The 19,608-nt window shown below is 68.1% G+C and carries 21 protein-coding genes; 7 read left to right on the top strand and 14 right to left on the bottom strand.

Going from position 1 to position 19,608, the window contains the following annotated elements:
* Positions 1–109 precede the first annotated feature (109 nt).
* The 4 genes from AC07XS_RS10925 (at position 110) to AC07XS_RS10910 (ending at position 5,059) form a co-directional block, all read left to right on the top strand.
* A complete protein-coding gene (locus tag AC07XS_RS10925; RefSeq protein ID WP_182714410.1) occupies positions 110–712 on the top strand; it encodes a GNAT family N-acetyltransferase in 603 nt (200 codons plus the stop codon).
* 13 nt (positions 713–725) lie between these two features.
* On the top strand, positions 726–2,393 hold the full coding sequence (locus AC07XS_RS10920; RefSeq protein WP_182714409.1) for a bifunctional diguanylate cyclase/phosphodiesterase: 1,668 nt from the start codon (positions 726–728) through the stop codon (positions 2,391–2,393).
* Between the two features lie 126 nt (positions 2,394–2,519).
* Positions 2,520–4,211 carry a protein kinase domain-containing protein gene (locus AC07XS_RS10915; RefSeq protein WP_182714408.1) on the top strand — a complete coding sequence of 564 codons (1,692 nt, stop codon included), beginning with the start codon at positions 2,520–2,522 and terminating at the stop codon, positions 4,209–4,211.
* Between the two features lie 395 nt (positions 4,212–4,606).
* Entirely contained in the window at positions 4,607–5,059 is a 453-nt protein-coding gene (locus tag AC07XS_RS10910) for a MarR family winged helix-turn-helix transcriptional regulator (RefSeq protein WP_054766585.1), read from the top strand.
* Positions 5,060–5,066: 7 nt separating this feature from the next.
* Here the strand turns inward: AC07XS_RS10910 and AC07XS_RS10905 are convergent, their stop codons facing one another.
* Positions 5,067–5,636: a YqgE/AlgH family protein gene (locus AC07XS_RS10905; protein WP_152950915.1), complete on the bottom strand. Its 570-nt coding sequence runs from the start codon at positions 5,634–5,636 to the stop codon at positions 5,067–5,069.
* 114 nt (positions 5,637–5,750) lie between these two features.
* On the opposite strand from AC07XS_RS10905, the gene AC07XS_RS10900 reads away from it, so the two are divergent.
* Together AC07XS_RS10900 and AC07XS_RS10895 are read left to right on the top strand one after the other, a co-directional pair.
* Positions 5,751–6,236 (top strand): peroxiredoxin, encoded by a 486-nt coding sequence (locus AC07XS_RS10900; RefSeq protein WP_054766584.1) that lies wholly within the window; start codon positions 5,751–5,753, stop codon positions 6,234–6,236.
* A gap of 51 nt (positions 6,237–6,287) precedes the next feature.
* The gene (locus AC07XS_RS10895) at positions 6,288–6,728 is read left to right on the top strand and encodes a very short patch repair endonuclease (protein WP_182714407.1); all 441 of its coding nucleotides are present in this window, start codon (positions 6,288–6,290) and stop codon (positions 6,726–6,728) included.
* On the opposite strand, the gene AC07XS_RS10890 is transcribed toward AC07XS_RS10895, so the two are convergent.
* The 5 genes from AC07XS_RS10890 to AC07XS_RS10870 form a co-directional block, all read right to left on the bottom strand.
* Positions 6,695–8,614: an ATP-binding protein gene (locus tag AC07XS_RS10890; RefSeq protein ID WP_152950914.1), complete on the bottom strand. Its 1,920-nt coding sequence runs from the start codon at positions 8,612–8,614 to the stop codon at positions 6,695–6,697. The two genes, AC07XS_RS10895 and AC07XS_RS10890, sit on opposite strands and share 34 nt — an antisense overlap.
* A 72-nt stretch (positions 8,615–8,686) precedes the next feature.
* Positions 8,687–9,733 carry a quinone-dependent dihydroorotate dehydrogenase gene (locus AC07XS_RS10885; protein ID WP_182714406.1) on the bottom strand — a complete coding sequence of 349 codons (1,047 nt, stop codon included), beginning with the start codon at positions 9,731–9,733 and terminating at the stop codon, positions 8,687–8,689.
* Positions 9,730–10,074 carry a DUF952 domain-containing protein gene (locus AC07XS_RS10880; protein ID WP_182714405.1) on the bottom strand — a complete coding sequence of 115 codons (345 nt, stop codon included), beginning with the start codon at positions 10,072–10,074 and terminating at the stop codon, positions 9,730–9,732. Before AC07XS_RS10880 ends, AC07XS_RS10885 begins: the two co-directional genes overlap by 4 nt.
* Positions 10,071–10,577, bottom strand: coding sequence for a SixA phosphatase family protein (locus AC07XS_RS10875; protein ID WP_054766579.1), 507 nt, complete (start codon positions 10,575–10,577; stop codon positions 10,071–10,073). Before AC07XS_RS10875 ends, AC07XS_RS10880 begins: the two co-directional genes overlap by 4 nt.
* A gap of 70 nt (positions 10,578–10,647) precedes the next feature.
* Positions 10,648–11,391 carry a class I SAM-dependent methyltransferase gene (locus tag AC07XS_RS10870; RefSeq protein WP_054766578.1) on the bottom strand — a complete coding sequence of 248 codons (744 nt, stop codon included), beginning with the start codon at positions 11,389–11,391 and terminating at the stop codon, positions 10,648–10,650.
* Between the two features lie 45 nt (positions 11,392–11,436).
* On the opposite strand from AC07XS_RS10870, the gene gloB reads away from it, so the two are divergent.
* Positions 11,437–12,165: a hydroxyacylglutathione hydrolase gene (gene gloB / locus AC07XS_RS10865; protein ID WP_182714404.1), complete on the top strand. Its 729-nt coding sequence runs from the start codon at positions 11,437–11,439 to the stop codon at positions 12,163–12,165.
* Here the strand turns inward: gloB and AC07XS_RS10860 are convergent.
* The 8 genes from AC07XS_RS10860 to AC07XS_RS10825 form a co-directional block, all read right to left on the bottom strand.
* Complete coding sequence (locus AC07XS_RS10860; RefSeq protein WP_054766576.1) at positions 12,155–12,925, bottom strand: DUF4908 domain-containing protein; 771 nt, start codon at positions 12,923–12,925, stop codon at positions 12,155–12,157. The two genes, gloB and AC07XS_RS10860, sit on opposite strands and share 11 nt — an antisense overlap.
* Before the next feature lie 48 nt (positions 12,926–12,973).
* Entirely contained in the window at positions 12,974–13,699 is a 726-nt protein-coding gene (phbB, locus tag AC07XS_RS10855) for an acetoacetyl-CoA reductase (RefSeq protein ID WP_054766575.1), read from the bottom strand.
* Between the two features lie 121 nt (positions 13,700–13,820).
* Positions 13,821–14,882, bottom strand: a complete 1,062-nt coding sequence (locus AC07XS_RS10850) for an NAD(P)-dependent alcohol dehydrogenase (protein ID WP_182714403.1) — start codon at positions 14,880–14,882, stop codon at positions 13,821–13,823.
* Positions 14,883–14,951: 69 nt separating this feature from the next.
* The gene (locus tag AC07XS_RS10845; RefSeq protein WP_182714402.1) at positions 14,952–15,701 is read right to left on the bottom strand and encodes a DUF72 domain-containing protein; all 750 of its coding nucleotides are present in this window, start codon (positions 15,699–15,701) and stop codon (positions 14,952–14,954) included.
* A complete protein-coding gene (locus tag AC07XS_RS10840) occupies positions 15,698–16,018 on the bottom strand; it encodes a type II toxin-antitoxin system RelE/ParE family toxin (RefSeq protein ID WP_182714401.1) in 321 nt (106 codons plus the stop codon). The genes AC07XS_RS10845 and AC07XS_RS10840 overlap by 4 nt, the downstream gene beginning before the upstream one ends.
* The gene (locus AC07XS_RS10835; RefSeq protein WP_054766571.1) at positions 16,018–16,263 is read right to left on the bottom strand and encodes a type II toxin-antitoxin system ParD family antitoxin; all 246 of its coding nucleotides are present in this window, start codon (positions 16,261–16,263) and stop codon (positions 16,018–16,020) included. Before AC07XS_RS10835 ends, AC07XS_RS10840 begins: the two co-directional genes overlap by 1 nt.
* 124 nt (positions 16,264–16,387) lie before the next feature.
* The gene (locus AC07XS_RS10830) at positions 16,388–18,010 is read right to left on the bottom strand and encodes an ATP-binding protein (protein ID WP_182714400.1); all 1,623 of its coding nucleotides are present in this window, start codon (positions 18,008–18,010) and stop codon (positions 16,388–16,390) included.
* A 59-nt stretch (positions 18,011–18,069) separates the two neighbouring features.
* A complete protein-coding gene (locus tag AC07XS_RS10825) occupies positions 18,070–19,431 on the bottom strand; it encodes a glutamate--cysteine ligase (RefSeq protein ID WP_152950905.1) in 1,362 nt (453 codons plus the stop codon).
* Positions 19,432–19,608: the final 177 nt, after the last annotated feature.

The raw sequence follows: 19,608 nt of genomic DNA, 5'->3' as shown, positions 1-19,608 counted from the left end.
TGGTCTCCTTGCCGGCTTTGTCCGTTCAACGGCTCCAAGGCGGAATCTCCGTCGCCGGAAGCCTGCGGCCGGGTTTCACCCCTCGCGTTCATGCTTTACGCTGGAGGCGATGGCGCTGCTGGACTGGATGAGCGATGTGGCCGGGCCGGTGGTCCGGGGCGAGGGCGTGCTGCTGCGCCCCCCGCGCGCTGCGGACTATGCGGCGTGGTCGCGGTTGCGCGACGGGTCGCGCGACTATCTCCAGCCGTGGGAGCCGGCCTGGCCCGAGGACGATCTGAGCAAGGGCGCCTTTCGACGCCGGCTGTCCATCTATGCGCGGGAAATGGAGCTGGGAAACGCCTGGCCCTTCTTCATCTTCATCGAGGACGGCAAGACCCTAGTCGGAGCCGTGACCCTGTCGAACGTGCGGCGCGGCGTGGCCGAGACGGGCACCCTGGGCTATTGGATCGGTCAGCCCTTCGCCGGGCGCGGCCATGGAACGGCGGCGGTGCGCGCCGTGGTCGCCTACAGTTTCGAGCGGCTGAAACTGCACCGTTTGGAGGCCGCCTGCCTGCCCAGCAACCACGGATCGCGTCGCGTTCTTGAGAAATCGGGTTTTCGGCACGAGGGTCTGGCCCGCGCTTATTTGAAAATTAACGGCGATTGGGCAGATCATCTGCTGTTCGGCCTCGTGGAGGACGAGTTTGATCGCGGCGGCCGGGGGTCGTCTTGAGGGAACGACTGCTGTGAACGCGCGACCTCGCTCGCTGGCCTGGGACGCCACCGCCGCCATCGAGGCCCTGGCGGCGGCCGATACGGCCCTGTGGGTCTGGACGCCGGCCGAGGATCAGCTGCGTTTCACCGGCGCGACCCGCGCCCTGGGCCTGGGCCCCCTGGCGCCGGAATGTTCAGGCGCCGGCTTCGTCGCCTCGACCCTGCCGCAGGATCGGTCGCTGGCCGAGAAGATGCTGAAACCGCAGGAAGAGGGCACCGAAATCGCGGTGCGCCTGCGGATGCGCGGAGCCGAGACCTGCCTGTGGCGCGGGGTCTGGCTTGAGGACGGCCTTCGCGCCGCCGGCGTCGTCGCGCTGGAGGCCAAGTTCACCGGTTCGGACCGCGACACCCTGACCGGCCTTCTGGACCGTCGCGCCTTCATCGCCCGCGTCGGCGAGGTGCTGACCCAGGCGGGCGAATATGAATTGGTCGTCGGCGACGTGGACCGTCTGCGGCGTCTGAACGAGGCCCTGGGCCATGAGCGGACGGATCTGGTGCTGTCGGCCCTGGGCTCGCGCCTCGCCGCCGCCTTCCCCAAGGACGCCGCCGCGGCGCGGATCGGCGAGGACGAGTTCGCCATCATCGTGCCCAAGACCGCCTCTCACACCAGCTATCGGGTGCGCGAGGCGCTGGAACAGCCGCTGCGGGTCGCCGGTTTCGACATCTATCCCACCGTCTCGATCGGAGCCGTCATCGTCGAGGGCGGGCCGGATGCGCCCGACGCCTCAGAACTGCTGCGCCGGGTCGAGCTGGCGGTGGAATCGGCCAAGGCGGCCGGGCGGGGCGGGTCGGCCGCGTATGGGCGGGCCCTGGAAAGCGATTCCCTGAGCCGACTGGCGCTGGAGGCGGATCTGAGAAACGCCTTCGTGCGCGGCGAGATCACCCCCTTCTTCCAGCCGATCGTGAACCTGAAGACCGGCGCCGTGGCGGGCTTTGAGGCCCTGGCGCGCTGGCGTCATCCCCGGCGGGGCCTGGTGCCGCCGGACGAGTTCCTGGGCCTGACGGCCGACCTGGGGATGATGAACGAGCTGGGTCTGCTGATGATGACCCAGTCGGCGCGGCAACTGGCGGAATGGATTCAACGCCACCCCCTGGCCGGAAAGCTGTTTTGCAGCGTGAACCTGTCGGTCGGCGAGATCGAACGGCCGCATCTGTGCGAGGACGTGGCGCGGGTGATCAGGGAGGCGGGCCTGCCCCGCGGCGCCCTGAAGCTGGAAGTCACCGAGGGCGACATCATGCGCGACACCGCCCGCGCCGCCGAGGTGCTGCAGTCGCTGAAGGACGTCGGGGCGTCGCTGGCCCTGGACGATTTCGGCACCGGCTTCTCGTCGCTGTCGTACCTGGCGCGCCTGCCGTTCGATACGCTGAAGATCGACCGCTATTTCGTCCTGACGATGAACAAGGACGAGGGCTCGGCCAAGATCGTCAAGTCGGTCGTCAACCTGGGCCGTGACCTGTCGCTGGAGGTCGTCGCCGAAGGGGTCGAGAACGCCGAACTGGCCGCCCTGCTGCTGGAAGCCCAGTGCCACTACGGCCAGGGCTTCGGCTATGCGCCGGCGCTGCCGGCCCAGGAGGCGGAGGTCTATCTGGCCGAGAGCCTGGCGGACGGCACGGCGCCGCTGAAGCAGCGGTCGGCTTAGATTTCACTTTTCGTCATCCCAGGCCTTGTGCCTAGGATCCATTGACTCCGTCGATGACGGTAAGCCCCGGCGACACCGGGCGTATGGATCCTCGCCACAAGGGCGAGGATGACGGCTGGGGGGTGCATGACCGACGCCAGACTGGAGATCGCCGCCGGTTTCGCCACCGCACAGGGGCCCAAGGCGGACAATCAGGATTTCGGCGGGGTGCATCTGGGCACGGCGGCCGAGCAGCGCGAGCATGGGGTCGTGGCGGTCATCGCCGACGGGGTGTCGGGATCGAAGGCCGGGCGGATGGCGGCCGAGCTGACGACGCGCAGCTTTATCGACGGCTATCTGGATCAGAACCCGCTGAACGGCATCGCCGCCAACGGGATCAAGGCGCTGAGGGGCTTCAACCGCTGGCTTCATGCGCGGGGCAAGATCGATCCGGCGATGGAGGCGGCGGCGACCACCTTCACCGCCCTGATCCTGCGGGGACGTGAGGCGGTGGCGCTTCATGTGGGGGACAGCCGGGCCTGGCATTTCCGCGACGGGGTGCTGACCCGGCTGACCGAGGATCACACCCGGGCCCAGCAGGGGCTGAGCCATGTGCTGTACCGCGCCGTCGGCATCGAGGCGGACGTCAAGCTGGACGTGCGAAATGTAGGGCTGCAGCCGCACGATCGGCTGATGCTGACCACGGACGGGGTGCACGGGGTGCTGGACGAGGCCGCCCTGGCGCGGCTGCTGGGACGGCGCGGATCGCCCGACGCCGACGCCCAGGCCATTCTGGACGAGGTCGCCGAGGCGGGGGCGCGCGACAACGCCACCGTCCTGATCCTCGACGTCATCCGGGTCGGGGCGCCCGACTGGGAGGCGATCACGGCCGAGGCCGAAGGCCTGGCCATCCTGCCGCCGCCGAAACAGGGCGAGACGGTGGACGGGTTTCATCTGGAGCGGTTGGTCGCCGACGGCCGCTACACGCGGCTGTTCCTGGCGCGGTCTGGCGAAGAACGGGTGGTGCTGAAGTTCCCCAAGCCGGCGGCGGTGTCGGAACGGGGGGCGAGGACCGCCTTCCTGCGCGAAGCCTTCATCGGCCGGCGGATCGACAGCCCCTTCGTCGGCAAGGTGCTGACGCTGGATGCGGGGCGCCAGAGCCGGCTCTATATCGTCCAGCCCTTCTATCAGGGCCAGACCCTGCATGCGCGCCTGGCCGAGGACGGGCCGTTCGAGATCGCCGAGGGGATCGGCGTGGCCCTGAAGCTGGCGCGGGGGGTGGCGGCCCTGCATCGGGCCGGGGTGATCCACCGCGACATCAAGCCGGACAATGTGATCCTGGAGGCGAACGGCGGGCTGAAGCTGGTCGATCTGGGCGTGGGCCGGCTGAAGCGGGCCGAGGAGTTCGCCGAGGCCGAGGCGCCGGGCACGGCCGGTTTCAAGGCGCCCGAAATGTACGACGGCGAAAGCGGGAGCGCCGCCACCGACCAGTTCGCCCTGGGGGTGACCCTGTACCGGCTGTTCACCGGCGCCTATCCCTGGGGCGAGGTGGATCCGTCGGACGCGCCGCGCTTCGACCGCGCTCCGACCCCGCCCGGGCGACGCCGACCGGACATGCCCGCCTGGCTGGAGGCCGCCGTCCTGCGCGCCGTCGCCGTCGATCCGGACGAACGGTTCGAGGACGTCGAGGAACTGATCCACGTGCTGGAGACCGGCAGCGCGGCGGCCGCCCCGGCCCCCCGCCCCCTGTCGCTGATTGAGCGCGATCCGGTGCGGTTCTGGCAGGGGGCTTGTCTGGTTTTGGTTCTGCTGCTGCTGATTTCGCTGGCGACACGCTAGGGGAGAATGCGCCCGGTGTCATTGTGGTGCGCGCAAGTATTCAGCGTCGCAAAATATGCATTCTTACTTAGGTAACTGTGGTGGAGATGTAAACGCTGTCGCCTTAATGTGGAGCAGAACGGTTGCATGGCTAAGGCGTGTTGGCGAGATTATATCTCAATTTTCAACTCGAAGGAGACAAAGTCTTGCGTGTATCCGCTCTCCAGACTAGGGCATTGGAAAATGCTTAGTGATTGACGGCGGCCTTTCCGTCAGCCTGTTCAGCGTGGTCCTTACGTATGCAAGATGCCGTTGTAGAAAGTAAATTCGATCAGTTGAGTATCGGGGCGTCAGAAGAAGAGAATGTGAGCCAAAGGTCCTTGACGCAGCTTCTGATCAGCCAAAAGACCGCTTTAGTGGCGCGCCGTTTTACAGCGCGCGCCGCCCGTCTCTTCAAATCCGCCGGCTATACGAACGCCCAAAGAGCTCCTCTTCGCGTCCTGAAGACCGCGCCCGACGGCATGACCCAGGCGGAGCTCGCCGCCAGTCTTCAAATCTCGGAACCGACCCTGTCACGTCGCGTCGCGCGTCTGCTGGCCGACGGGCTGATTTCCAAACAGCGTCGACCCGGCGACGGCCGGGCCAATACGATCAAGCTGGAGCCCCGGGGCTATCAGGCGCTTGAACAGTCCGAAGCCATGGCGGCGCGGGATCGCGACATCCTGTTCCAGGGCCTCTCTCAGGAAGAGCTGGACATCGCCTTGAAGGTCTTGAGCCTGCTGGCCGCGCGCATCGCCGCACCTCTGAACGGCGCGCTGAACGAGGATGCGCAACCGGACGAGGAGGAGGACGCGGACGGGGACGCCTGATCGGCGATCAGGCCCGCCCGCCCTGGGCTGACAGCCGGCCGGCGTCCACGCCCATGCGCGCCAGGGCGCGGGTCCATTTGGTCTGGTGATCGCTATCGAAGATCAGGTCCAGGTCCGCTTCCGTGGTCAGCCAGACGTTATCGGCCAGTTCGTCTTCCAACTGCCCCTCGCCCCAGCCGGCGTAGCCGAGCAGCAAGGTGGCGTGGCGCGGTCCCATGACCGTATCCGTCATCGCCGCCAGGGCCTCGCGCGTCCCCGTCATGGCCAGGCCGTCGCCGAAGGGCAGGGTGTCGTCCCCCACGCTCCAGTCGTCGGTGTGCAGGACGAAGCCGCGTTCGCGCTCGACCGGCCCGCCCATCAGAACCGGACGGCCTACGGACTGTTCCGGCGCGGGCGCGTCCAGCTTGTCCAGCACCGCCTTCAGATCGATTCCCTGGGCGGGCCGGTCGAGCCTCAGACCCATGGCGTGGTCCGGCCCATGGGCGCAGATCAGAATTACGGCGTGTTCGAACCGGGGATCGCCGATGCCGGGCATGGCGACCAGAAGACGGCCCGTCAGGGAGGAGGCGTCGGTCATGGTTTCCATAATCGGGGCTGAATGGGCCCGGCGCAAGCGCGCTGCGCTTGTCTTGGCGGCGTCGGCCGCTATCTGTCGCAGGCGCACCCAAGCCAACCCGCGCGGAGAGATTCCATGACCATCCAGATCGGCGACCGCATTCCCGAGGCGACCTTCGCCCAGGCCACGGCGGAAGGCCCCAAGCCCGTCAACACCGCCGACGTCTTCGCCGGCAAGACCGTGGCGCTGTTCGCCGTCCCCGGCGCCTTCACCCCCACCTGCTCGGCCCGTCACCTGCCGGGCTTCAAGGACAATCTGGACGCCTTCAAGGGCAAGGGCGTCGACGTCGTCGCCTGCCTCTCCGTCAACGACGCCTTTGTGATGAAGGCCTGGGCCGAGAGCCAGGGCGTGGAAGACGGCTCGATCGTCATGCTGGCGGACGGCAACGGCGAACTGACCCGCGCGCTCGGCCTGGTGCTCGACGGCTCGGGCTTCGGCCTGGGCGAGCGGTCGCAACGCTATTCGATGCTGGTCAAGGACGGCGTCGTGACCGAGCTGAACGTCGAACAGGGCGGCGAGTTCAAGGTCTCCTCGGCCGAGCATCTGCTGGCCCAACTCTGATCGGGATCGGGCCGCGCCGACGCTTCGCATTTTGAGCGCGGCCCAACACGCATGACGACGGACGTCTTCAGCCCCGAGAAGCGCAGCGCGGTGATGCGCCGCGTCAAGGGGCGGGACACCTCGCCCGAACTGGCCGTGCGCAGGGTGCTGCGCGCGGCCGGGATCGGCTATCGGCTAGGCGGCCAGCGGCTGGCGGGACGGCCGGATCTGACAATGAAGGGGCGGCGGGTCGCCGTCTTCGTCCACGGCTGCTTCTGGCACGGCCATGACTGTCCGCGAGGATCGCGCAAGCCCAAGGCCAACGCCGACTACTGGGGCGGCAAGATCGCCCGCAACCGCGCCAGAGACGCGCGATCGGCCGAGACCCTGACGGCCGACGGCTGGCGGGTGGTGATCGTATGGGAGTGTGACCTGCGCACACCCGATTTCGCCGCTCGGCTGGTCGCCGAGATCAAGGGTCAGGCCGCGTCGACGTCTGAGGTCGAAGGCTGAGGCGTTGCAGCGCCTGCGTCCTGGGCCGCGTCGTCCAACACATGCTGTAGCGCTGCGAACAGGGCCGGCGGCGTCAGGGGCTTGGAGACGAAATAGGCCATGCCGGCGGCCTGGCAGGCGGCGATGTCTTCCGGCGCGGAATCCGCCGTCACGGCCACAACGGGTGTTCGGGCGTTCGGACCGTCGCCGGCGCGCAGCCGGCGGGTGGTCTCGCGCCCATCAAGCTCGGGCATGCGCACGTCCATGAAGATGACGTCGAAGACGACTTCGGCGCAGCGTTGCAAGGCGATCACCCCGTCGGAGGCGGTGACGATGTCGCAGCCCAGGGGCTCGAGGATCAGCTGAACCGCGCGACGGTTGATGTCGTGGTCATCGACCACCAGCAGCTTCAACGGACGGTCGGCCTCTTCGGGCGGAGGCGGCGCGGCCGGCGTCTCGACGGGCGGCGTCTCGGCGGCCGGCGCTGGGACGTCTTCGGCAGGGGGCGCAATAGGCGGAGCGGCAAGGGGCAGGGCCAGCGCGTCGGGGCGGGCCGTCAGCCCCCGGGCCGCTGGAGCCGTTCGCTCCGTCGCCCGGCCGGCCGGCAGGAACAGAGACACGGTGAAGCGCGCGCCCTGGCCGGGGGCGCTGCGCGCCGTCAGCCGTCCCCCCATCAACTCGGTCAGATCCCGGCTGATGGACAGGCCCAGGCCCGAGCCGCCGAACTGTGCGCCGACGCCTTCGGCCGTCTGATCGAAGGGGTTGAAGAGGCGCTCCATCTGCTCGGCGGTCAGGCCCGGACCCGTATCGGCGACTTCGAACAGAAGGGCATAGCCGGACGGCTCTTCCGGCCAGGCCTCAAGGCGCAGGGTGATCTGTCCCTCGGCGGTGAACTTGACCGCATTGGACATCAGATTGTTCAGCACCTGACGGATCCGCATGGGATCGCCCTTGACGTCGCGCGGCATCTGGGCGGCGCCCTCGACCCGCAAGGTCAGGCCCTTGGCCTCGATCGGTCCGCGCCACAGACGCAGGGTCTGGGCCAGCATGGCGCGCAGATCGAAATCCACCACCTCGACCTTCATCCGGCCGGCGCCGATGCGGGTGTGGTCCAAAAGATCGTCCAGCAGGGCCTTCATCATGAGGCCCGCGTCGGTGATCAGGGCGGTGTTGGCGCGAGAAGCGGCGTCGGCCGCCTGAAGCTCGGCCGCGCCGGTCAGGATGGCGCCGATCGGGGTGCGCAGATCATGGCCGATCGCCGCCAGGAAGGCGGTATGGGCCGCCAGATTCTGTTCGGCCTGCCGCCGCAGCCGATCCGCCTCGTCGCGCGCCCGCTGGCGCTTTTCGGCCGTCTCGCTGATGATTTGCCAACTGAGCACGGTGAAGATGACGAACATCACCACGGCCGCAGAGGCGGTCATGATGACCGAGACGCCGGCCCCGAAATGGGCGGCGAAGAACGGCGTGGACAGCAGATACAGCATCGGCGGCGAAAGGGTCGCAGCCAGAAGCATCTTGGATCGGGGCGCGTTGATCATCGAAAACAGCATCTGCGCCGGCAGCATCAGGGCCGCGCACAGGCCGCCCATTGCGCCGCCCATCAGCCACATGGGAATGGACAGGCCGCCGAAGGTCGCGGCGCTGATCAGGATCGCGGCGCAGGTCGGGATTTTCCGTAGGCGAGCGTCGGGCGCGCGTGAAGCCATGCGCAGGACCGCCCATTCCACCGTCTGGGCCAGGCCGTAGATCAGCAGCCAGAGCAGCGAGAGCCGCCAACCCAGCATCGGCGTCACGACCAGGGCGGTCGCCGCCGCCGTCGCCAGCCGTTGCGCCGCCTGCTTGGCGCGGAAGCGAGACGCCACAGTCCAGCCACTCACAGCCGTTGGGACCATGTTCGTCTGTTGCATTCCGCTTCCCATCGGCGCGAACGGTCTTCGTTCGTCGGGCCACAGGATGCGCAGATCGAAACTAACGCTCCGTCAACGGCCCGATCCCACGGCGGCGGAAACGGTGGAAAACCCGTCGGCGCGCAGGCGGGCGGCCAGGTCGCGTTTGATCGCGCCGACCAATCCCGGTCCCTGATAGATCAGGGCGGAATAGATCTGCACCGCCGAGGCCCCCAGGCGAAGGCGAGCATAGGCTTCGGCCCCGCTGTCGATCCCGCCGACGGCGATCAGCGGCAGACGGCCTTGCGCCGCCTCGGCCGCCGCCCGCAGCGCCCTTTCGGCGAAGGGACGCAAGGGAAGACCCGACAGGCCGCCGCTCTCTCCGGCCTGGGGCGAGCTTAGGGTTTCGGGGCGTTCCAGGGTGGTGTTGGAGACGATCAGCCCGTCGATCCGATGGGCCAGGGCGGCCTCGACGATCATGCCGATCTCGCCTGCGACCAGGTCCGGCGCGATCTTCAGGAAGACCGGCGCGCGGTCGGGTCGGGCCGTCGGCCGGGCCGCCTCGATCCGACCCAGCAGATCGTCCAGCTGGTCCCGCCCCTGCAAGGCGCGCAGGCCGGGCGTATTGGGCGAGGAGATATTGACCGTGAAATAGGCGGCCCGGCCCGCGAGGCGCTGAAGCCCGGCGACATAGTCGGCCGCCTTGTCCTCCGTATCCTTGTTGGCGCCCAGATTGGCGCCGACGACGACGCCCTGGGGGCGTCGCTCAAGCCGGGCGGCGAAGGCGTCGAGCCCGGCGTTGTTGAAGCCCATGCGATTGATGATCGCCTGGTCTTCCTGCAGTCGGAACAGCCGCGGCCGGGGATTGCCGGCCTGGGGCCGGGGCGTGACCGAGCCGCATTCCACAAAGCCGAAGCCAAGCCGCGACAGGCCGCGCAGCGCCTCCCCGTTCTTGTCCAATCCCGCCGCCAGGCCGATCGGATTGGGCAGGTCGAGGCCGGCGATTGTCGTGTGCAGGATGGGATCATCGACCGGGGCGGCGGGCAGGGGCGCCAGGGCCAGACCCTGGATCGCCAGCCGGTGCGCGGTTTCCGGGTCCAGACGGCGCAGGCCGGCCGCCAAGCCGTCGAACAGGTTCATGCCGCATCCTCGAACCGCATGGCCCCGTCCTCGGCTACGGCGAAGGGGCGGCTGGCGGTGACGGCGGCGACGGGCAGGGGGGCGTAGAGATGGGGAAACAGGGCGCCGCCGCGCGACGGCTCCCACACCAGGGCTTCGTCGAGCAGCGCCAGATCGATCGTCAGCAGCATCAGATCGGCCTGACCGGCGTAGTGGCGGCGCGCGGTCTCGACCAGTTGATCGGCCGTCGACATATGGATGTAGCCGTCGGCCAGATCGACGACGGAGCCTTCGTAGCGACCTTCCGCCACCATGCGGCGCCAGTCGTTCGACGACAGGATCTTGTAGGCGACGGACGTCATGCCGCCCCGCCCAGGGTGCGCGGGGTCAGAAAGCCTTCGTAGGTGCAGCGCCCGGCCGCATCGACGGTGAACAGGGCCGCCGCCCCGGTCGGAAAACCCCCGGCCAGGCGATCGAGAATGGCGGGCGAGGCCGCGCTTTCCGACAGATAGTCGCCGGCCAGCGCATGGACCCCCGGATTGTGGGCCAGAACCAGCAGACAGCCGGCCTCTTCCTCGCTGGCCTCGACGAAGCCGCGCAGGACGTCGGCAGGGGCGTTGTACAGGCGCGGCTCGTCGCGCACCTCCACATCGCCGAAGGCGTCATGCATCTGCTCCCAGGTCTGGCGGGTGCGGACCGCCGAGGACACCAGGGCCAGATCGGGCTTCAGCCCGCGCTCAGCCAGGGCCCGCCCCATCAGCAGGGCTTCGTTGCGTCCGACGGCGGACAGGGGGCGGGCTTCATCGCCGCCGGACGGGCTGTTCGGCTCGGCCTGGGCGTGCCGCATGAGGATCAGTCGATGCATGGGGCTTCGCCATAAGGCCGTTCGCAGGCGGCGACCAGATGGGACGACGTCAACTCCCCGTCAGAAGCGATCAGCCGAGCGGCCCGTCGTGGGAGACGGAGGCGGCGGGCTGGGGGGCAAGCGCCGCCTTGGCCGGGACGCGCTGGGCCTTGCCGCTGGGGCGGATGCGGGCGTAGGCCTGACGCGACGCCTCCAGCAGGATCAGACCGGCCGCGCCCGGCGCGATCCGACGGCCGACCTGTTCGAAACCGTCGGCCAGGGGCAGCAGGGGCGACCAGGGTGGGACATAGAGGGTCTGGGACCAGGCCGTCGGCTCCAGCCCCGCCTCGCGCACCAGCCGTTCCAGCTGGCCCCGCGTGAACGGCCGGCCGTGGCCGAAGGGGGTGTTTTCAGCGCGGGACCAGAGCCCGCCCCGCGCGGCGGCGGCCAGGATGATGCGGCCGGTTGGGGCCAGGGCGCGCACCGCCTCCAGCAGCAGGGCCGTCGGGTCGTCGGCCTCTTCCAGGGCGTGGACCAGCAGGATGCGGTCAAAGGCGCCGGCGGCGAAAGGCAGGCGGCGGTCATCGACCAGCAGGCTGCGGTTGCGGCCGACGCTGGGCCAGTGTTCGACCCCCTGGCCGCCGGGCATGGCCGCCACGACCCGTCGCGCCCCGATGAAGGCGTCCAGCCAGGGGGTGGCGTAGCCCAGGCCCAGAACGTCGCAGCCTGTCGCCTCGCCCCAGGCGTCCTCCAGCCGACGCGCCAGCAGTCGACGAGCCAGGGCGCCGGTCGGCTCGCCGTAGAAGGTTCGAAGCTCGTCGATGCTGCGCCGCATGTCGCCACCATAGGCCGCCGGGGTCCGTCCTGCTAGAACGTCGCCATGACCCTGGACGTTCATCTGTTCCCGTGCCGCAGCGACAACTACGGCTTTCTGATCCGCGATCGGGCGACGGGAACCGTCGCGGCGGTCGATACGCCGGACGCGGCGCGCATCCTGCAAGAGCTGGACGGCCTGGGCTGGGGGCGGCTGGACCTGATCCTGAACACCCACTGGCATCCCGATCACACAGAAGGCAACGAAAGGCTGAAGGCCGAGACGGGCTGCGAGATCGTGGGGCCGCAGGAGGTGGCGCGCGTGGCGCCGCTGGACCGCGTCGTCGGCGATGGGGACACGATCGCGGTGGGCGAGACACGGTTCGAGGTCACGGGTACGCCGGGCCACACCCTGGGCCACGTCGTCTATCGGTCGGTGGAGGCGGGGGCGGCCTTCGTCGGCGACACCCTGTTCGCCCTGGGTTGCGGCCGCCTGTTCGAGGGGACGCCCGAACAGATGTGGGCCAGCCTTCAGACCCTGGCGGCCTGGCCGCCGGAGACGGTGATCTTGTGCGCCCATGAATATACGGCCGCCAATGCGCGCTTCACCCTGAGCCTGGACCCCCGGCCCGAGACGGCCGCCCACGCCGAGGCGATCTTTGAGGCGCGGGCGCGGGGCGAGGCGACCGTGCCCACGACCCTCGAGACGGAACTGCGGTTCAACCCCTTCCTGCGGGCGGGTGACGCAGAGCAGTTCGCCGCGCGTCGGGCGGCCAAGGACGGCTTCAGCGGCTGAGGACGTCGTCCGCCACCAGGCGCACGATCCGCGCCGAGGACGGGCGGCCCGCGACGCCGGCGCGCGGCTCGATCACGATCCGCAGGGTGCCGCGGCTGAAGGCCGTCTGGCTGGTGCGGCCCTGATCGACGATTTCGATCCGCCGGATGCGGTTGGCTTCGGACCGTAGATTGGGCGAGCGGGCCATGCGGACGATGGCGTCCACGGCGGTGGACAGGGCGTCGGCGGCCACCGCCTCGGACCCCGGCTGGATATCGACATCGACCACGACCAGGCGCCCCAGAGCCCGGCTGGCGCGGTCGCTCTGGCGGACGATGTAGTTCCACAGCTGAACGGCGGTCAGGCCGGGCGCCAGAAGGGGCGCGGCCTCGCCGTTGCGCGACACCGGCGATCCTTGCGGCGCGGCGGTGGTGTAGAGGGTCATGCCGCCGTCGGGCGTGACCCGCAGGATCTGATCGCCGTTGTCGTTGCGATAGATGATGTCGCCGCGCGGCGCGGCGGTTGGACGCAGCACCCAGATCTCGGTCGACTGCTCGAACCGCATCAGGGGCCGGGCGCCCGTCACATCCAGCACGAAGGCTTGACCCGTGCCGGAGACGTAGCGGGCCGACGGGGGCAGGTTGCGGCGCGACTGGGCGTGGCAGTCGGCCGGCAGGACGGCCGGGGCGGCGACGGACAGGCCAAGGGCGACGACGGCGGCAAGCGCCGTCGCAGTCCCGCGCGGCGATTTTTTCGCCCAGGCCGATCCCGTCAACATCATGAGACTATGGATGAAACCGTCACGCGGCGGATTTTGGGCGAAGCCCGTTCACCCGACCAGGTATTGGCCGCCGTTCAGCGACAGGGTGCAGCCTGTGACATATCCAGCACGCTCGCCCACCAGCCAGGAGACCATGTCGGCGATCTCCTCGCCCTTGCCCAGGCGGCCAACGGGAATCTGCGACACGATCGATTCCAGAACCTTGGGGTCCATGGCGCCGACCATTTCGGTGTCGATATAGCCGGGGGCGATGCAGTTGACGGTCACGCCCTTCCTGGCGTTTTCCAGCGCCAGGGCCTTGGTGAAGCCGATCATTCCGGCCTTGGCGGCGGAATAGTTGGTCTGGCCGATCTGACCTTTCTGACCGTTGATCGAGGAGATGTTGACGATCCGGCCGTGGCCCCGGTCGCGCATGCCGTTGATGACCTGGCGCGTCATGTTGAAGACGCTGTCCATATTCACCCGGATCACGTCGGACCACTGGTCGTGGCTCATCTTGTGGAAGAAGCCGTCGCGGGTAATGCCGGCATTGTTGACCAGGATGTCGATCGGACCCAGTTCGGCCTCGACCTCGCTGACGGCGCGGGCGCAGTCCTCGAAACTGCCGACATTGCCCTTGACCACCATGACGCCCAGGGCGCGGGCGGTGGCCTGGGCCGCCTCGTCATTGCCGGAATAGCCGGCGGCCACCCTTATGCCGTCCTCGCTGAGGCGTTGAACGATCGCCTTGCCTATGCCCCGGGTTCCGCCGGTCACCAATGCTACGCGCGCCATCCGTCCGTCCTTGTTTCCTCGCGTCCGTCTGCTGCGGACTGTCGCTCAAGGTGTAGCCGCGCAGGGGTTGCGGATCAAAGCCCCATTTCCCTTGCGGCGCCTTTGCGCCTGTTCAGGCGCGTCAGGCCGCCATCTTCTCCATGTCGATGACGAACCGATAGCGGACGTCGGACTTCAGCATCCGCTCATAGGCGTCATTGATCTGGTCCGGGGCGATGGTCTCGATGTCGCAGGCGATGCCGTGTTCGGCGCAGAAGTTCAGCATCTCCTGGGTCTCGGCCATGCCGCCGATCAGAGAGCCGGCGATCCGCCGCCGACGCCACAGCAGGGGCACGGCGAACACCGGCAGGCCCTCGGTGGTCAGGCCCAGCATGACCATGGTGCCGTCGCGGGCCAGAAGCTGGGTGTGGGCGGCGATCTCGTGGGTGGCCGAGACGGTGTTGATGATCAGGTCGAAGCTTTCGGCCGCCGCCTTCATCGCCGCCTTGTCGCTGCTGATCAGGAAATGTTTGGCGCCCATCCGCTCCGCATCGGCCTTCTTGCGGTCGGAGGTGGACAGGACGGTGACCTCGGCGCCCATGGCGGCGGCCAGCTTGACCGCCATATGGCCCAGTCCGCCCAGGCCGATGACCGCCACCTTGGAGCCCGGTCCGACCTTCCATTCCTTCAGCGGCGAATAGGTCGTCACCCCGGCGCACAGCAGGGGGGCGGCGACGTCCAGCGGCAGGCTGTCGGGAATGGTGACGACGAAGTGCTGATCGACCGTGATATGGTCGGAATAGCCGCCCTGGGTGATGGTCTCGGCCGTGCCGCCCTTCCTGTCCTTGGCCCCATAGGTGCCGGTGAAGCCGGGCACGCAATATTGCTCAAGCCCCTCCCGGCAGGATGAACATTCGCGGCAGCTGTCGACCATGCAGCCGACGCCGACGCGGTCGCCTTCCTTGAAACGGACGACGCTGGAGCCGACGGCCTTGACCACGCCGGCGATCTCGTGGCCCGGCACCAGGGGATAGGAGGCGGGTCCGGTCTCGCTGCGGGCCATGTGCAGGTCCGAATGGCAGATGCCGCAGTATTTGATCTCGATCAGCACATCGTCCGGCCCGGGATCGCGCCGCTCGAAGCTGTAGGGGACCAGGGGCTTGTCGGCGGCGGTCGCGGCGAAGGCGCGGGTGGCGATCGGCATGGAGAGTCCTTCAGGCTTTAGGGCGTGGCTGACAGATGCGCACCGCCGGCGCCGCCCGCAAGGCCGGCCCTATTTGAGCTGGGCGATCAGAGCCATGGCCGCCGCCGGATTGCGCACCTTGGCCCCCGAGATGAAATAGGCGAAGACCTCGCCGCGCTCGGCCCAGGCGCGGACCTGGTCGGCGACGGCGGACAGTTCGTCGGCGGTCATGCCGGTCGGTTCGTCTTCGCGGCTGGACATCAGCCGGGCATAGGAGAAGTCGGCGGTGGGCTCGTCGATCTGGGGCCAGGTCGGCTCTTCGTCATCGACGGCGTAGACGATGGCGACGCCGTATTTGCGGGCCAGGTCATAGAACTGTTCGGTGGCGAAGGTCGGATTGCGCACCTCCAGGGCGTGGCGCAGGCGGACCCCGTCCTTCTCGGGCGGCAGCAGCTTCAAGAAACCCTCGAAGTCTTCAGGATCGAACTTCTTGGTCCCCATGAACTGCCAGTTGATCGGCCCCAGCCTGTCGCCCAGTTCGGTCAGGCCCTGGGACAGGAACCGGTCGAAGCTCTCGCCGCCGTCGGACAGGATCTTGCGATTGGTGCAATAGCGGCTGGCCTTGACCGAGAAGACGAAGCCTTCGGGCGTCTCGTCGCGCCACTTGCGCCAGGAGTCGGGCTTGAAGGTGGAATAGTAGGTGCCGTTGATCTCGATCGAGGTCAGTTTCGAGGCGGCGTATTCCAGCTCGCGCTTCTGAACCAACCCGTCCGGATAGAAGACGCCGCGCCACGGCTCATAGGTCCAGCCGCCGACGCCGATGTGGATGGGGTGGGTCATGGTTCGCTGCCTTCGTCGTTCGATCCGACCTCAGAGCCATCGGATTGCCAATCCTCAAGCGCGTGCCGAATGCGTCGGATAAATACGTCCGCATCGTCGATCCGATAGGGGACGGCATGGCTCTTGTAGAGCATCACGTGAGCGTCCGCGCTCAACTCGGGCCGAGCGGCTCCGAGCCGGGGGAAGTCCGTAAGCAAATCCAGTTTCGCGAACAGGCCCTCGATACAGTCATCGGCCTGACGGCTCCCAAACAGTTCCAGACCTTGCAAATAGACCTGCTGCAAATCCGCCCGCGCCTCGCGGCTCAGGCGAAGCATTAGGAGGCGCGGCGCAACTGGGCGCGCAGTTCCTCGATCACTTCACGCGGAGACTGATCGGAAACGCCAGAGGCGTCGGCCTCTGCGATCAATCTTTGCCAGTGCGCGATTTTTTCGGCTTTGACCTGCTCTCGGCGGATAAGGTCGCGGATGACGTCGGAGGCGTTGGCGTAGCGGCCCGATTGGGCCTGTTCCTCGACCCAGGCCTTCATCGGGTCGGGCAGGGAGATGTTCATCGTGGCCATGGGCGATCCTTCCCTATCGCGTTGGAGGATGGACCTTTGGCAAACTTTGTCAATTCTCACCCCCCAAAGGGACGATCGGCCGAAAAAGGGTGTCCGAACTGTCCGATGTGTCCGATCTGTCTCCTTAGCCCGCCCGGACGTCAGAGGCGGTCGCAGGGGCGGCCGTCAGGGCCTGAATGCCGCCCAGCAGGGCGGCGGCGGTGACGGGCTTGGAGACGTGCAGATCGGCGCCGGCCGCCAGGGCCTGACGGCGGTGGTCGTCCATGGCGTTGGCGCTGAGTATGATGACGGGAGTGCGCCTGCGGCGGCTCGCCTCCACCCGGCGAATGGCGCGTGTCGCCGTCAGGCCGTCCATTTCCGGCATCTGCATGTCCATCAGCACCAGGTCGAAGTCCTGGCTCTGGAAGGCCTCAAGGGCCTGGAGCCCGTTGTCGACCGTGACGATCTGCATGTCGTGCGCGCCCAGGATCAACTGGACGACCCGCTGGTTGACGGGGTGATCTTCGGCCAGAAGCACGCGGAGCGCGGGCAGGGGCGCGGCGATCTGCGTCGCCCGGCCGCGTGTCTGGACATCGTAATCACCCAGGCTGCTGACGCGCGGCAACGGAATTTCGACCGTGAACCGGCTGCCGACGCCCGGTGTCGAGGCGGCTCTGATGCGGCCGCCCATCATCTCCGTCAGGGCGTGGCAGATCGACAGACCGAGACCGGTCCCGCCGAAGCGCCGGGTGACGGTGCTGTCGGCCTGAGTGAACCGCTCGAACAGGCGCGCGGCGTGGTCGCAGGAAAAGCCCACCCCCGTATCCTGCACCGTCAGGCTCAGCACGGTCAGGCCGTCGGAGTCTTCGCACACCCGGACGTCGACTTGGACGCCGCCGTGCTGAGTGAACTTGACCGCATTGGACAGGAGATTGTCCAGAATCTGGCGGATTCGCAGACTGTCGCCGACGAAGACGCCGCGGGCGTCGGCGTCGCGCCGCACCTCCAGGGTCAGGCCCTTGGCCTCGGCCCGCAGCCGCGCCACGTCCAGGCCGGCCTCCAGCGCCTCGTCCAGGTCGAAGGGGCGGGTCTCCAGGTTCAGCTGGCCGGCCTCGATCTTGGATACGTCCAGAATGTCCGAGACCAGGCGCTCCAGCGTCACGCCCGAACTCGCGATCAAGGCGACCATCTCGGCCTGTTCTGGGCTGAGGTCGGTCTTCGACAGGGCGTCGACGATTCCGATGACGCCGTTCAGCGGCGTGCGGATTTCATGGCTCATATTGGCCAGGAAGTCGGATTTGGCCTGGTTTGCGGCTTCCGCTGCGGCCTTGGCCTCCATCAGGGCGCGCTCAGCCGCGACCTTCTGGGTGACGTCGCGCGCGACGCCGAAGATCCGGTTCCCCAACCGCTGGGCGCGCCATTCCAGGGTGACGTAGCGGCCGTCCCGGTGGCGATACCGGTTGATCTGGCCCAGAACGGGATCACCCGGCCGACGGCTGACGACCTCGGCCATGGCCTCGCGCGTCGCCTCCTGGTCGTCGGGATGGATCAGGCTGGGCAGGAGGCGGCCCACCAACGCCTCGGGACGATAGCCGAGCACGGTGAACCAGGAGGCGCTGGCCTTGAGCACGGGCCCGTTGATGTCGCGCACCACCAGCAGATCCAGCGAGACGTCGAAGAAGGTGTCGAGATCCAGCTCCGGCGCCCTGCGAGGGGCGTCAAAGGGCGCGGCAGGCGTGAGCGAGTCTGCGATCGAGCGGCTGGTCATTGTTCGGCTTACCCGTATGGGACACGCCGTACAGCTTGCGGGTTAAGGACGCCTTTTCATCAGTAGGCGAAATCGGCGTAAATCCGCTTCACATCGCCGCCCCAGGGGCCGTGGTACAGGTCCAGCAGCCGCTCGGCGGGGGTGATCCCGCTGTCGGCGATGTCTTCCAATTCGGACAGATAGCCGCGCTCGTCCACCATGCCGCCCGAGAAGCGCGCCCGGTTCTTCAGGCCCTGTTTGGCGATATTGACCAGGTCCACGGCGATGTCGCGCACGCTGCGGCCCGCGACCTCGGCCTTGAGGCCCAGGCGGGTCACGTCGCGGCGCAGGCGCTCGTGGTCGGCGATGTCCCAGTCCTTGACCAGGTCCCAGGCGGCCGCCAGCGACGGCGCGTCGTACAGGACGCCGGCCCAGAGGGCGGGCAGGGCGCAGATCCGGCTCCACGGGCCGCCGTCGGCGCCGCGCATCTCCAGATAGGCCTTCAGCCGCACCTCGGGGAAGAGGGTGGTCAGGTGGTCGTTCCAGTCCTTGATGGTCGGATAGTCGCCGGGCAGGGCGGGCAGCTTGCCGGCCTGGAAATCGCGGAACGACTGGCCCGAGGCGTCGACGTATCGACCGTCGCGCTTGGCGAAATACATCGGGGTGTCCAGCGCATAGTCGGCGTAGCGCTCGAAACCGAAGCCGTCTTCGAAGACGAAGCCCAGCATGCCCGTTCGATCCGGGTCGGTGTCGGTCCAGACATTGGCGCGGGCCGACAGGAAGCCGTTGGGCCGGCCTTCGGTGAAGGGGCTGTTGGCGAACAGGGCGGTGGCGATCGGCTGAAGCGCCAGGGAGGTGCGGAACTTCAGCACCATGTCGGCTTCGGAATCGAAGTCCAGATTGGCCTGGATGGTGCAGGTGCGCAGCATCATGTCCAGGCCCAGCGACCCCACCTTGGGCATATAGGCGCGCATGATGTCATAGCGGCCCTTGGGCATGACCGGCGTCTGCTCGCGCGTCCACAGAGGGTCGAAGCCGACGCCCAGGAAGCCGACGCCCAGCTGGTCGGCCACCTGTTTGACCTCCATCAGATGCTGGCCGGTCTCGTTGCAGATGTCGTGGATGGTCAGGAGCGGGGCGCCCGACAGTTCGAACTGCCCGCCGGGCTCCAGGCTGACTGAGGCGACGAAGCCCTCGTCGTTCTTGCGCTCCAGCCCGATCAGAAAACCGTTCTCCTCGACCGGCGTCCAGCCGAAGCGCTGCAGCCCCTCCAGCATGGCCTTGATGCCGTTCGGGCCGTCATAGGCGGGGCGGGCCAGGGTGGTCTTGTCGAAGCCGAACTTTTCGTGCTCGGCGCCGATGCGCCACTGGTCCTTGGGCTTGATCCCCTTGGACATGGCCTCGATCAGGGCGGTCCGGCTCAGCGGCGCGTTGTCGGTCATGCGTCAGTCCCCTTCGGCGCATCAGCGACCGTCTGTCGCGGCTAGATGGGCGAGGTTGAGGCAAGGCTCAAGGGGGCGGGGCTTATTCGCAGGCCTTCCCCCTCCACCGCTTCGCGGAATGGGGGTGTTGGAGATCCTCCCCCTCTGGGGGAGGTGGCTCGGAGCGCAGCGGAGAGA

This window comes from Brevundimonas sp. GW456-12-10-14-LB3, from assembly GCF_059424365.1.
This window is presented reverse-complemented; position numbering and strand designations above follow the sequence as displayed.

What these genes read in the sequence shown, in the direction of transcription:
- AC07XS_RS10925 (WP_182714410.1), top strand. Translation starts at nt 110, where the DNA reads ATGGCGCTGCTGGACTGGATGAGCGATGTGGCCGGGCCGGTGGTCCGG.
- AC07XS_RS10915 (WP_182714408.1), top strand. Translation starts at nt 2,520, where the DNA reads ATGACCGACGCCAGACTGGAGATCGCCGCCGGTTTCGCCACCGCACAG.
- AC07XS_RS10905 (WP_152950915.1), bottom strand. Translation starts at nt 5,636, where the DNA reads ATGACCGACGCCTCCTCCCTGACGGGCCGTCTTCTGGTCGCCATGCCC.
- AC07XS_RS10900 (WP_054766584.1), top strand. Translation starts at nt 5,751, where the DNA reads ATGACCATCCAGATCGGCGACCGCATTCCCGAGGCGACCTTCGCCCAG.
- AC07XS_RS10895 (WP_182714407.1), top strand. Translation starts at nt 6,288, where the DNA reads ATGACGACGGACGTCTTCAGCCCCGAGAAGCGCAGCGCGGTGATGCGC.
- AC07XS_RS10890 (WP_152950914.1), bottom strand. Translation starts at nt 8,614, where the DNA reads ATGCAACAGACGAACATGGTCCCAACGGCTGTGAGTGGCTGGACTGTG.
- AC07XS_RS10885 (WP_182714406.1), bottom strand. Translation starts at nt 9,733, where the DNA reads ATGAACCTGTTCGACGGCTTGGCGGCCGGCCTGCGCCGTCTGGACCCG.
- AC07XS_RS10880 (WP_182714405.1), bottom strand. Translation starts at nt 10,074, where the DNA reads ATGACGTCCGTCGCCTACAAGATCCTGTCGTCGAACGACTGGCGCCGC.
- AC07XS_RS10875 (WP_054766579.1), bottom strand. Translation starts at nt 10,577, where the DNA reads ATGCATCGACTGATCCTCATGCGGCACGCCCAGGCCGAGCCGAACAGC.
- AC07XS_RS10870 (WP_054766578.1), bottom strand. Translation starts at nt 11,391, where the DNA reads ATGCGGCGCAGCATCGACGAGCTTCGAACCTTCTACGGCGAGCCGACC.
- gloB (WP_182714404.1), top strand. Translation starts at nt 11,437, where the DNA reads ATGACCCTGGACGTTCATCTGTTCCCGTGCCGCAGCGACAACTACGGC.
- AC07XS_RS10860 (WP_054766576.1), bottom strand. Translation starts at nt 12,925, where the DNA reads ATGATGTTGACGGGATCGGCCTGGGCGAAAAAATCGCCGCGCGGGACT.
- phbB (WP_054766575.1), bottom strand. Translation starts at nt 13,699, where the DNA reads ATGGCGCGCGTAGCATTGGTGACCGGCGGAACCCGGGGCATAGGCAAG.
- AC07XS_RS10850 (WP_182714403.1), bottom strand. Translation starts at nt 14,882, where the DNA reads ATGCCGATCGCCACCCGCGCCTTCGCCGCGACCGCCGCCGACAAGCCC.
- AC07XS_RS10845 (WP_182714402.1), bottom strand. Translation starts at nt 15,701, where the DNA reads ATGACCCACCCCATCCACATCGGCGTCGGCGGCTGGACCTATGAGCCG.
- AC07XS_RS10840 (WP_182714401.1), bottom strand. Translation starts at nt 16,018, where the DNA reads ATGCTTCGCCTGAGCCGCGAGGCGCGGGCGGATTTGCAGCAGGTCTAT.
- AC07XS_RS10835 (WP_054766571.1), bottom strand. Translation starts at nt 16,263, where the DNA reads ATGGCCACGATGAACATCTCCCTGCCCGACCCGATGAAGGCCTGGGTC.
- AC07XS_RS10830 (WP_182714400.1), bottom strand. Translation starts at nt 18,010, where the DNA reads ATGACCAGCCGCTCGATCGCAGACTCGCTCACGCCTGCCGCGCCCTTT.
- AC07XS_RS10825 (WP_152950905.1), bottom strand. Translation starts at nt 19,431, where the DNA reads ATGACCGACAACGCGCCGCTGAGCCGGACCGCCCTGATCGAGGCCATG.